General features: G+C 42.9%; 11 protein-coding genes and 1 riboswitch. Of the genes, 8 read left to right on the plus strand and 3 right to left on the minus strand.

Going from position 1 to position 11,621, the window contains the following annotated elements; translation table 11 throughout:
- Window positions 1-23 precede the first annotated feature (23 nt).
- The 3 genes from traT to xseA all read left to right on the plus strand — a co-directional run bounded on the left by traT (window position 24) and on the right by xseA (window position 2,902).
- Window positions 24-794, plus strand: a complete 771-nt coding sequence (gene traT / locus SMUL_RS01780; RefSeq protein WP_025343552.1) for a complement resistance protein TraT — start codon at window positions 24-26, stop codon at window positions 792-794.
- 174 nt (window positions 795-968) lie between these two features.
- The gene (gene ubiE / locus SMUL_RS01785) at window positions 969-1,649 is read left to right on the plus strand and encodes a bifunctional demethylmenaquinone methyltransferase/2-methoxy-6-polyprenyl-1,4-benzoquinol methylase UbiE (protein WP_038533718.1); all 681 of its coding nucleotides are present in this window, start codon (window positions 969-971) and stop codon (window positions 1,647-1,649) included.
- Complete coding sequence (gene xseA / locus SMUL_RS01790; RefSeq protein WP_025343554.1) at window positions 1,649-2,902, plus strand: exodeoxyribonuclease VII large subunit; 1,254 nt, start codon at window positions 1,649-1,651, stop codon at window positions 2,900-2,902. The genes ubiE and xseA overlap by 1 nt, the downstream gene beginning before the upstream one ends.
- On the opposite strand, the gene SMUL_RS01795 is transcribed toward xseA, so the two are convergent.
- Complete coding sequence (locus tag SMUL_RS01795; RefSeq protein WP_025343555.1) at window positions 2,899-3,087, minus strand: CCE_0567 family metalloprotein; 189 nt, start codon at window positions 3,085-3,087, stop codon at window positions 2,899-2,901. The two genes, xseA and SMUL_RS01795, sit on opposite strands and share 4 nt — an antisense overlap.
- Window positions 3,088-3,246: 159 nt before the next feature.
- Here SMUL_RS01795 and SMUL_RS16455 point away from each other — a divergent pair, with 159 nt between their 5' ends.
- Window positions 3,247-4,299: a GGDEF domain-containing protein gene (locus SMUL_RS16455; RefSeq protein WP_025343556.1), complete on the plus strand. Its 1,053-nt coding sequence runs from the start codon at window positions 3,247-3,249 to the stop codon at window positions 4,297-4,299.
- Between the two features lie 103 nt (window positions 4,300-4,402).
- Window positions 4,403-6,781, plus strand: a complete 2,379-nt coding sequence (locus SMUL_RS16460; protein ID WP_025343557.1) for a diguanylate cyclase domain-containing protein — start codon at window positions 4,403-4,405, stop codon at window positions 6,779-6,781.
- Here the strand turns inward: SMUL_RS16460 and SMUL_RS01815 are convergent.
- Window positions 6,778-7,770: an adenosine deaminase gene (locus tag SMUL_RS01815; RefSeq protein WP_025343558.1), complete on the minus strand. Its 993-nt coding sequence runs from the start codon at window positions 7,768-7,770 to the stop codon at window positions 6,778-6,780. The two genes, SMUL_RS16460 and SMUL_RS01815, sit on opposite strands and share 4 nt — an antisense overlap.
- A 135-nt stretch (window positions 7,771-7,905) precedes the next feature.
- Between SMUL_RS01815 and SMUL_RS01820 the strand changes: the two genes are divergently transcribed.
- The 3 genes from SMUL_RS01820 (at window position 7,906) to ribB (ending at window position 10,648) form a co-directional block, all read left to right on the plus strand.
- On the plus strand, window positions 7,906-8,658 hold the full coding sequence (locus SMUL_RS01820; RefSeq protein ID WP_025343559.1) for an SDR family NAD(P)-dependent oxidoreductase: 753 nt from the start codon (window positions 7,906-7,908) through the stop codon (window positions 8,656-8,658).
- Window positions 8,659-8,694: 36 nt separating this feature from the next.
- A complete protein-coding gene (locus SMUL_RS01825; RefSeq protein ID WP_025343560.1) occupies window positions 8,695-9,594 on the plus strand; it encodes an AraC family transcriptional regulator in 900 nt (299 codons plus the stop codon).
- A 173-nt stretch (window positions 9,595-9,767) separates the two neighbouring features.
- Window positions 9,768-9,921: riboswitch (FMN riboswitch) on the plus strand.
- A 91-nt stretch (window positions 9,922-10,012) separates the two neighbouring features.
- A complete protein-coding gene (gene ribB, locus SMUL_RS01830; protein WP_025343561.1) occupies window positions 10,013-10,648 on the plus strand; it encodes a 3,4-dihydroxy-2-butanone-4-phosphate synthase in 636 nt (211 codons plus the stop codon).
- A gap of 27 nt (window positions 10,649-10,675) precedes the next feature.
- Here ribB and SMUL_RS01835 read toward each other — a convergent pair whose 3' ends face one another.
- Window positions 10,676-11,557: a LysR family transcriptional regulator gene (locus SMUL_RS01835; RefSeq protein WP_025343562.1), complete on the minus strand. Its 882-nt coding sequence runs from the start codon at window positions 11,555-11,557 to the stop codon at window positions 10,676-10,678.
- Window positions 11,558-11,621 lie beyond the last annotated feature (64 nt).

Consider the following 11,621-nt stretch of genomic DNA (forward strand, 5'->3'; position numbering starts at 1 on the left):
CTTCTTTCTAAAAAGGATAAACAATGAAAAAAATAGTACATGTAAGCCTTGCACTCAGTGCTGCGCTTGTTTTTATGACAGGATGTGCGACGAGTGAACTGCAAACAAGTGCCCGTATGACACAGAGCGTTTTTATTAATCCTGTGGCAAAAGATAAACGAACCATTTTTGTTTCAACTAAAAATACCAGTGGCGCACCAATTAACCTTGAAAACCGCATGGTTCAAGCCCTTTATGCCAAAGGATATACGATTGTGGATGATCCTGAAATGGCAACGTATGTGCTTATGACAAACATTTTATTTTGTAACAAAAAAAGTGAGAACAATGTCGTTGCAGGAGCTGTAATGGGCGGTGCTGCAGGTGCGATCGCCAATTCAGGATCGAGTGGAAGAGGCATGGCAGCAGCAGGTCTTGGAGGTGCACTTGTCGGTGGACTCATTGGAAAAGCGACCGAAGATACCATTTTCCAAATGCAAGTCGACATCGTGATTCGTGAAAAAGCCAAAGGCAGAGTGATGGCAAATACAGGCAATGTTGGTGGACAAGCTGGCATTAGAGACGGTCAAAAAACAGGCACGATCAACAGCTTTGGCGGACCAATTCGCGATGCGGATGCAAGTGGCAAACTCTACAGCAACACCTACTCCTCTGCTTCCCAATCGTATGAGAGTGACTACATCGAACACCGTACGATGATGTTTGCAGAAGCTACGAAAATGGATCTAACACTGTCCGAAGCAACACCGATTTTAGAAGATAAAATCGCACAACAAGTCGCAGGACTGTTTTAACCTTGACACGCACCAAAAGCAAAGCTCTTGGTGCTACGTTTGCCACTAGGGCACTAAAGCTAGCCTCTTGCGAGGCAGAATCGTTAAGCAAAGCTCGCCAATCAATTGGCAAGTATTTTACATGTAGGAATTGTTTTGGAGAATAACGACAACAAGCAACAAAAAATTGTTCAGATGTTTGATGAGATCGCAGGGACATATGACACTGCAAACCGCGTTTTAAGTATGGGAATTGACATTCAGTGGCGTAAAACGGCGTGTGATGAGACCTTTGCACGCTACACTAAACCGATCACTCTCATTGTCGATGTCGCATGTGGCACAGGCGACATGATGGGCTATTGGGCAAAGCAAGCCAAAAAAGCAGGACGCCAGATCGGCAAGATTTTAGGTGTTGATCCCTCCGTTGGAATGACCGATGTGGGCAAACAAAAATTTCCCGCGTTTGAATTTGTCATCTCTGAAGCTACACAGATCCCTCTGCCAAATGAAAGTGCTGATATTTTAAGTATCAGCTATGGTATTCGCAATGTCGTCCGTCGAGGGGAAGCGTTTAGCGAGTTTGCGCGTGTCGTTAAGCAAGGCGGATATGTTGTCATTTTAGAATTTACCAAAGATGAGAAAAAGGGCTTTTTCTTCACGATCAAAGATTTTTACCTGAACAAAGTGCTTCCGATTTTGGGTGGCATTATCTCTAAAAACAGAGCGGCGTATGAGTATTTGCCAACCTCTATCGAAGGGTTTTTAACCGCTTCGATGCTTCAAAAAGAGTTGGATGTCGCGGGCTTTGAAACTGAATTTGTTAAAAGCTTTTCGATGGATATCTCGACCTTGGTCATTGCTAAAAAACGCTAATGAGCCAAACGCTTAGTGTTTCAAGTTTAAACAATCAAGTCAAGTCTCTGCTTGAGACCACCTTTTTACATGTAAGCGTGGAAGGTGAGGTCTCAAGACCGACGTATCACAGCTCAGGACATCTCTACTTTACCCTCAAAGATGCCGACTCTTCCATCTCCTGCGTGATGTTTAAAGGCAATACCAAAGCCTTAAAATTTCAAGTCGAAGAGGGCATGGCGGTGGTCGTTCATGGCTCGATTTCTGTTTTTTCACCGCGTGGAACCTACCAAATTAATTGTACATCCATGGAACCTTCCGGAAGTGGTGCTTTGGCTAAAGCGTATGAACAACTCAAAGTTAAACTTGGAGCGAAAGGCTACTTTGAAGCAGAGTGCAAAAAGCCACTGCCTCGTTTTGTGAACCACATTGCGTTAGTCACTTCGGGTACGGGTGCTGCGCTGCAAGATATGCTGCGTGTTGCGACAAAACGTTGGCCGTTGGTGAAGATCACCCTGCTTGATACCCTTGTTCAAGGCGAAGGCGCAAAATTCTCCATCGAGGCGAACATTGCGCGTGCTGACGCTCTTGGGGCTGATGTTATTATTGTCGGGCGCGGTGGTGGAAGTGTGGAAGATTTGTGGGCGTTTAATGAAGAGATCGTGGCGGATGCTATCTTTACATGTAAAACACCGATTGTCTCAGCCGTAGGGCATGAGATAGACTATGTTATCAGCGATTTTGTGGCTGACATGAGAGCCCCAACGCCCTCGGCTGCGATAGAGATGATACTACCAGATAGTGTCGAGATGTTGCAACGCATCGATGGTTTGATGGAGCGCTACACACTTGTGTTTGGGCGAATCTTACGCTCCAAAGAGGAGAGTTTAACGCACCTAACACGCCTTTTTGCCAAACGTTCTATCGATGAAAAACTCGCTTTATGGAAAAATGAGATAGTCATTTTACAGAGTCAATACAACGATAAAATAGCGCTTCTCTACCGTGAAAAATCACGTCACGTCACGCTACTCAAAGAGCAAATTTACTTTCAAACCAGACAAAATCTCGCCAAAAAAGAGCAACTGCTCTCCTCCTACACCATAGCGCTTAATTCCAAAGAGCCGACGCGTGAACAAAAAGAGTGTTATGCGCAAATTGTTCAATCCGGTAAAAAAATTGCTCTTGAAAAAATCACAGAGGGTGATATTTTTGAACTGCAAACACCCCATACCATTGTAAAAGCAAAGGCATTAGAAAAAAAAGTGCTTTAGAGATTGTGTTGCGCTTTAAACGCCTCTGCTTCGTGAATCGCTGCAACAATTTTGGCGGAGAGTATGGGAAGCTCGTTGTATTTGACCCACAAGGTATCTTCAACAATATCGTGAATTTCACCTGCGATCTCAACGGCTAAACGTTTGAGTCTTGCTAACTCTTTTTTGAGCTCTTTTTCATCCATAGGGCACTCCTTACGTGACATTAGTGTTTCATTTGCAAGGAGTATTCCGCATGAGAGAATATTTTTTATATTTTTTTGCATACACCATGACAGTTTTGAAACGTTTAACCGATATAGTGGCTGGTGCTTTTATTATGAGGATTATTGGGAGTAGGTGTAATGCTAAACTTTTTTTACCACTTTTTTATCTCTAACCGCATGCCACTGAGTTCGTATGCAAGCAGGCAATATTCATTGGTGATGATATTTGCCACATTGGGTGCCGCCACATTTGGCTTTTTCTTTTTTTACAACCTTTTGGTTCTGCACTATTACACAATCGCTCTAATCGATACGATCTGTTTTGCAACGTCGGTTGGTTCCATACTTTTTTTAAAGAAAACGCACAACATCGATCTGAGTAGAGTTTTTGTAACTGCCTACTTTTTTGTTTTTTTTGTTGTGTTTACCTACATTAATAAAAATGAGAGTTTTGGACTCATTTGGAACATCTTCTTTTGTATGATTGCCATCAATCTTAACGGGCATAAAAAAGGACTTTTTTATACGTTTGTGCTCTACGGCTATATCTTTTTGATGGCACATGAGGGCATTGGGGTGTGGCAAAATGGTCTTTGGGATAAGGTCGCTTTTTTTCGCTATGCTTTTTCAATGGTTCTCCTCACCTTTGTGGTCTATGTGATGGAATTAGCCTTGTATCGCTCGTACACGAAGCTTCAAAAATTAGCCGAAGAGGATGAGTTGACCCAGACGTATAATCGTCATAAATTACGCGAAATCTTACAAGCGGAGATTGAGCGTGCAGGGCGTCATGATACGCTTTTATGCGTCGTCTTGTTTGATGTGGATAATTTTAAAAGCATCAATGATACGCATGGGCATAATACAGGCGATGCGATGCTTCAACTCCTTGCGAAAATTGTTAAAAACTCTATACGGGTGAATGACACCTTTGGGCGTTGGGGCGGAGAGGAGTTTTTGTTGGTACTGCCTCATATGAGCATAGAACAGGCGCAAAAGGCGTGTGAAAAGGTACGTCTTTTAATCGCGCAAAGTGTGTTTGAAAACGTCAGTGCGCTGACCTGCAGTTTTGGGTTGTGTGCGTATGAAAAGGGTATGAGTTTGGATGCGTTGGTTAACCGTTGCGATAAGGCAATGTACCAAGCGAAGTTGTTAGGCAAAAATTGTGTTAACGTTTTTGCTCAGTCGTAACCGCTTGCATCTTCTTATAAATATCATTCAGTTTTCTATTATTATTCGCACAGTAGAATTGAGTAGGCATTTTTTGACGAATCGAGCCAAAAAAAGGCGTAAAATGATAAAGGTTCTCCTGAGCTCCATACTTCTTTTTTTAATGGCATCCGTACCTCTTTTTGCGCTTTCTGATCTTACCTCACAACCAAATATTGTAGCACTCAGTGAAACAGAAAAAGCATGGCTACGCGAACATCCAACGATCAAAGTGGGGATGGATTCGGCGTATGCGCCCTATGAGTGGATGAACCAAAACGGAACGTATGTAGGTATGGCGGTGGATTATCTGCATCTTTTGGAGAGAAAATTGGGTGTTCACTTTGAAATTATCAAAGGAAAATCGTGGAGTCAAATCATTGAGATGGGCAAAAAAGGTGAAATTGACATGATTACAAGCATTGTTCAAACACCTGAGCGTTTAAAATATTTTACATTTTCTGACCCTTATCGAGAGACACAAACGATGATTGTGGACAAGGGGGAGGGAGCGTTTATCGGTAGTTTAGAGCATCTAACCCACAAACGTGTTGCCGTTGAAAAAGGGTACTTTACCCAAGAAGCGCTTGCAAAAAAATACTCCACAATCCAGCTGGTATTAGCCAATAACATTCTAGAAGCATTGACATTTGTGATGGAAGGAAAAGCCGATGCCTACGTTGGTGATCTAAGTGCCATTAATTATGCCATTAAAAATAACGGCTTAGAAACACTTCGTTTTTCAGGGCATACTGAATTCTCAAGCCAACATCGCTTCGCCTTTCCTAAAAGCCATACTGAATTTGCTTCAATCATAACAAAAGCAATGGCTTCCATCTCGAAGGAGGAGTCCGACGCGATTTTTAACCGTTGGCTGGGTATGCGAATCGAGCGAGGCATTCGTGCCGAAACATTGATAAAATACAGTGCTGGTGTTGTCTGTTTGTTCCTGCTTTTTGGGTATTGGTATTATCGATTGCACTGCGAAATCAAGTACCGTAAAGCCGTTGAATTGCGTGAATGTCGCAGGAACAGTGTTTTAGAGATGATAGCAAAAATGCTCCCTTTACCGGTCATTCTTGAATCCATCGTCAAAGAAGTGGAAGAACAAAATCCACATATGATCTGCAGTATTTTGCTGTTGGATGAAGAGAAAAAATACTTTTGCGATATTATTGGCCCCAGTCTGCCTGATTTTTACAATGAAGCTATCAAAGGAGTTTTGATAGGGGAAAGTGTTGGCTCTTGTGGAACGGCGGCGTACCGTAAAGAGCGTGTGATTGTCGAAAATATTGCAACCCATCCTTATTGGGAAGCGTACAAAGAGGTAGCCCTTCGTGCAGGGGTGCAGTCGTGCTGGTCCGAGCCCATTTTTGCATCGGACGAGACCGTTTTAGGCACGTTTGCGATCTACCATGCGAAACCTCAAACGCCAAGCTTAGCCGATAATATGCTTATAGAGCAGTCTGCCAATCTTGCAAGGATCGCGATTGAAAAAAGCAGAGTGGCTACACAACTCAAAGCGAGTGAAGAGCTGTATCGGCATTTGACTGAGGAGGTAAGCGATGTGATTTGGAAGACGAATCGTGATCTGATCATTACCTACATCAGCCCCTCGGATGAGCATTTAAGAGGGTATGAAGCTTCTGAAGTGATAGGACATCATGTTTTTGAGATGTTTACACAAGAGGGTATTTCGATCATTTTAGACAATATGAAACGAAGAGCCGAAGCGGAAAAAAACGGCATTCGTACCAATTTTGCGACGTATGAGGTGCAACATCAATGCAAGGATGGCAAGTTGATTTGGGGTGAGATTATCTCAAAACCTGAGCGCAATGAAAAGGGTGAAATCACCGGCTATCATGGCATTACCAGAGAGGTCAGTGAGCGCAAAGCGATGCAAGATCGTGTGCAACAGTTGGCATTTTACGATCCACTGACAAAATTGCCCAATCGCCTACTGCTCAAAGAGCGTCTTAACCATGTGATGTACGAAATGAAACGTACGAAAAAATACAGCGCACTCTTTTTCATTGATCTGGACAATTTCAAATCGCTCAACGATACCCAAGGACACAGTGTTGGCGATATATTGCTCTGTCAGGTTGCAGATAGGCTTATGCGTTGCGTTCGCGAAGTCGATACGGTGGCTCGTTTTGGTGGCGATGAATTTGTGGTGATTCTCGACGCGCTTCATGAAGATAAAGAGAGCTCAACGAAGCAAGCCCAGACCATTGCCGAAAAAATGCGCCTCAGTGTTTCAGCCCTTTATCTGCTGAGTATTCCGGGTGAAGAAAACGAGCACGTGGTTGAGCATCGCTGTACCGCAAGCATTGGCGTGCTGGTTTTTAACAGCGAAGAGGGAAGTCAAGACGATCTGCTTAAACGAGCCGATACAGCGATGTACAACGCCAAAGAGGCAGGGCGCGATCAGATCTGTTTTTACGATCGTGAGACCTAAAGAAGAGCGATCATCTGCGTAAAATGCTGCTTTTGTGCTTCACTTAAAAAAGAGGCTTTGAAACTGTTTTGAGCCAAGAGTTTGAGCTCTTCTTGGCTTACATGTAAACTGTTCGCAACCGCTTCATAATTCTCATTGATATACCCACCAAAGTAGGCTGGATCATCCGAATTGATGGTCACCAAAACCCCTTTGCGCAGTAAATTTATAATGTTGTGTTCACGCATGCTTGAAACAGCTCTTAGTTTGACATTGGAGAGTGGGCAGACGGTGAGCGGTATCTGTTTTTCGATGAGAAACTCGACCAATGTTGCATCTTCATCACAGCGAATCCCATGGTCAATTCGCTTTACATGTAAAAGATTAATCGCCTCCCAAATATACGAGCTATCGCCTTCTTCGCCTGCATGAGCAACGATCTTATAGCCCACGTTTTCACACGCTGCAAAGACGCGCTCAAACTTGGAAGGCGGATGACCCACTTCGCTAGAGTCTAGTCCGACGCCTAAAATTTTATCTTTGAACAGCAAGGACTCTTGAAGCGTCTTAAAGGCTTCCTCTTCACTGAGATGGCGTAAAAAGCACATAATGAGAAACGAGCTAATGCCGAGCTCAATTTCACCTTTTTGAAGTGCTTTGGTGATGCCATTGACCACAGTTTCAAAGGCAATACCTCGCGAAGTATGTGTTTGAGGATCGAAAAAGATCTCTACATGTAAAACGTTTTGTGCTTTACATGTAAGCAGATATGCCCACGTCACATCGAAAAAATCAGACTCGGTGATCAGCACGTTGGCTCCCGCATAATAGATGTCTAAAAACGATTGTAACGACGTAAAGTTGTAAGCGTTTTTGACCTCTTCGATCGTTTTATAAGGTAGTGTGATGTTATTTTTTTGAGCGAGCGCAAACATAAGTTCAGGCTCCAAGGATCCTTCAATATGCAGATGCAGTTCGGCTTTGGGAAGTTTAGCGATGAGTTCTTTCATAGATTCTCTTTTTGAAAATTATAGCAAAATTATAGTATTGAAGAGAAATAGGCAAATCTTAAAGCGTTTCATGCTAACACTATTTGAGCGTATGTGATAGAATTTTGTCTATAAAATATCTTTTTAGGAGTTACCATGAAAATAGCATTGATTACCGGAGGAAGTAGAGGTTTAGGCAAAAGTATGGCGTTGCATTTGGCGCAAAAAGGGCATGATGTCATCATTACCTATCAGCATTCCAAAATTGAAGCACAAAATGTGGTGGATGAGATAGTCCAAGGCGGTCAAAAAGCAGCGTTGCTGCAACTGGATATCGCTCAAACAAAAATGTTTCCTCTGTTTTTAGAAGAGCTACAACTGCTCCTTGCTTCACAATGGAACACTCATCGTTTTGATATTCTCATCAACAATGCAGGTATTGGGATTAACACGCCTTTTATGGAGACAACCGAAGAGCAGTTTGATACTTTGATGAACATTCATCTCAAAGGAACGTTCTTTTTTATTCAAACAGTGTTACCAATCCTCAATGATGGCGGTAGAATTCTCAATATCTCATCAGGCTTAGCCCGTTTTGTCATGCCAGGATTTGCAGCGTATGCGATGATGAAAGGTGGCATTGAAGTTTTGACGCGTTATTTAGCGTTTGAATTGGGAAAACGTAACATCACCGTGAATGTTATAGCCCCCGGTGCGATTGCGACAGATTTTGGTGGCGGTGTGGTAAGAGACAATGCAAACGCAAATGCTTATATCGCGTCGCAAATTGCACTTGGTCGTGTAGGACTTGCCGATGACATTGGTGCGGCGGTTTCCATGCTCGTATCGGATGATGCGCATTGGATCAATGGCGAACGCATCGAAGTTTCGGGTGGAATGCGTTTGTAGTACAATAACACTCAAAAAGAGTCAAAAGGGTATTTCGTGCAAGTAAAACTAAGAGAACTCGCTGATTTACTTCAAAAAGAGACTTTACACGAAGGGCTCAATGCGACACGCATCGCTCATGTCAAGCTTTTCAAAGCCTCAAGTGTCACCGAAGCGTTGCATACAGTGTATGAGCCTTCACTCTTTATCATTGCTCAAGGGGCTAAAATCGTAATCTTGGGCGCTACTACTTATCGTTATGATGCTTCTTCGTATTTAGTCTCTTCGATGAATTTACCCATATCGGGGCAAATCATCGAGGCGTCTTTGGAAAAGCCTTTTTTGTCGATGCAACTGTGTTTTACGCCTGAGTCTATTTTTGACCTTGTATCTCAGTTGCCTTCTCACAAAGAAGAGGTAGCAAGAAGCCCTTTGGCAATGAGCGTTCACCACGTTACCGAAGAGCTGATTGATGCGGCGTTACGACTCGTAAAACTCCTTCACAAACATGAAGAGATTCCCATCTTAGCGCCACTGATTATCAAAGAGATTCTCTATCGATTGTTGCAAGGAGAATATGGTGTTATCTTACGGCAATTTGCATTGCATGGCTCTAACGCAAACCGCATTGCTCAGTCAATTGAGCTGATAACCTCAGATATTTCAGAGCCGTTGCGCGTCGAAGCCTTGTCGCAAAAAGTAGGCATGAGTGTCTCGGCTTTTCACAAACAGTTTAAACACGTAACAGCGATGAGTCCCATTCAGTACCAAAAACAGTTACGCTTGCAAAAAGCCCGCGAGCTGTTATTTACCAAGACGCACGAAGTAGGTGAAGTGGCGTTTAATGTAGGCTATGAAAGTCCTTCGCAATTTAGCAGAGAGTATGCACGATTTTTTGGTCTTTCGCCTCAAAAAGACCTTATGAAATTTAAAATGGAAAGTTCTTGCAAAAGTTAATTTTGCAAGAAAAAAGCACCAAGGGTGCGTGGGCTTTCAGCCGATGAAAACCTAGTGTTAACGTAGCTTTCGAAGCTTAGCTTTGAAAGCGTGTCAAGAGTTCTGTAAGAACTTTATAGATACAAGGGCGTGTGACATTTTTTAAGAAGAGTGGAGTTATACTTTCATCGAAACTTATTTCTCAGGGCAGGGTGCAACTCCCTACTGGCGGTAATCTTGTAACAAGGAGAGTCCGCGAGCGCTTTTACATGTAAAACGGTAAAAGGTCAAGCAGATTTGGTGTGATTCCAAAACCAACGGTTAAAGTCCGGATGAGAGAGAATGTAGTGCATTATTGCCATTGTTGATGACAAAATCGTGTGTCTATATTTAAAGATGCCCTGATTCTGGTAAGTTTACTCATTCCTAGGAGTAACCCATGAATCAAATCTGTCGGGAATTTTCCCTTCACCACAATGTTAAGCAAGCCATCGCTTCGCTTCAAAACCACAACGGCGTGATCGTTATGGACAACTTCAACCGCGAAAACGAAGCGGACATCATCTTTGGTGCAGAATCTCTCACTACAGAGCAAACCGCACTGCTGATACGCGAATGCAGTGGCATTGTCTGCCTCTGTTTACCCCATGAAAAAGTTGATGCACTCGATCTTCCGATGATGGTCACGCATAATCAGTCCAAATTTCAAACCGGTTTTACCATCTCCATCGAAGCCAAAGAGGGCGTAACCACCGGTGTGAGTGCGAAAGATCGCCTTACCACGATTCAAGCGGCGATTCATCCAGAGGGTAAAACGAAGATCGTCTCGCCTGGGCATGTTTTTCCACTTCGCGCGAAAGAAGGTGGTGTGCTAGAACGTGATGGACACACCGAGGCTTCGGTGGATCTGATGCGTCTCTCTAATCTTTCACCCTATGCCGTTTTGTGTGAATTGACCAATCCTGATGGCACCATGATGGTGGGCGATGCGATTGATGAGTTTGCTGCAAAGCATGGATTGCCCATGGTGAGCATTGATGAGATTATTGCGTACCGAAAAGCGCATACACTCTAAGCATTTCGCCGACATAGGTTTATTGATCTATGTCGGGGTCATCTTTGAATGAACAAACTGTTTGAACTCTGTAAAAAGTCTGCTTTGGTATTTGCTCTTGTGGTAAATGAGGTAAAACGACCGATCAATCTTTAAATTGACAAGCTTCACCTCAAAAAGTTCACCACGTTTAAGCTCAGTGGCAACGGCAACTTTGGAGAGACAGGTGATGGTTTGAGGATTGTTCAGCAGAATCGTTTTTGCCTCTTCAAACTCGGAAAACTCCATAAAAATCGTTAAATCTTTGACGATTTCTCCCAAAGCTTCTAAAAAAACTTCTCTCGTGCCTGAACCTTTTTCCCGTAAAATCCATTTTTTATGAAACAGCTCATCAATAAAAAAAGTCCCCTCCGCAAGGCAAGGATCACTACTCACAACGATCAGTTGGTCATCGCCTATCACTTCTTTGTGCAGCTCTAGTTCATCACACGAAGACTCGATAAAACCGATGTCGATAGTAGCATTTTTAACCATTTGGATGATCTGCGCCGAGTTTTGAATATCTTTGTGAATCTTCACATGCTCATGCTCTGCTAAAAAATCAAACACTATCTGTGGGGTAATAAAATCTCCAATCGTTTTACTCGAAGCGATCGTTAAAATACCCGATATTTTGGTATTTTTAAAAAAATCTTCTGCATCATTGAGCGCTAAAAAATGGGGTTGTGTTTTCTCTCGAAACAGTTTTCCCGTCTCACTGAGCACCAGTTTCTTCCCAATGCGATCAAAAAGAGGCTCACCGATGTTTGCTTCAAGCGATTTGATCGCTAAAGAGATCGCTGATTGCGTGATGCCAAGCTTTTGTGCCAAATTGGAGATGTGCGAATCTTCACAGAGATAATAAAAGAGTCTGAGTTCTTGAAAGGTCATAGCGCCTCATTGATTAAAAATATTTATGATTATAACGAATATAATTTATTTTACTTGTGAAGTG

It is taken from the genome of Sulfurospirillum multivorans DSM 12446 (assembly GCF_000568815.1).
Taxonomy (GTDB): Bacteria; Campylobacterota; Campylobacteria; order Campylobacterales; family Sulfurospirillaceae; genus Sulfurospirillum; species Sulfurospirillum multivorans.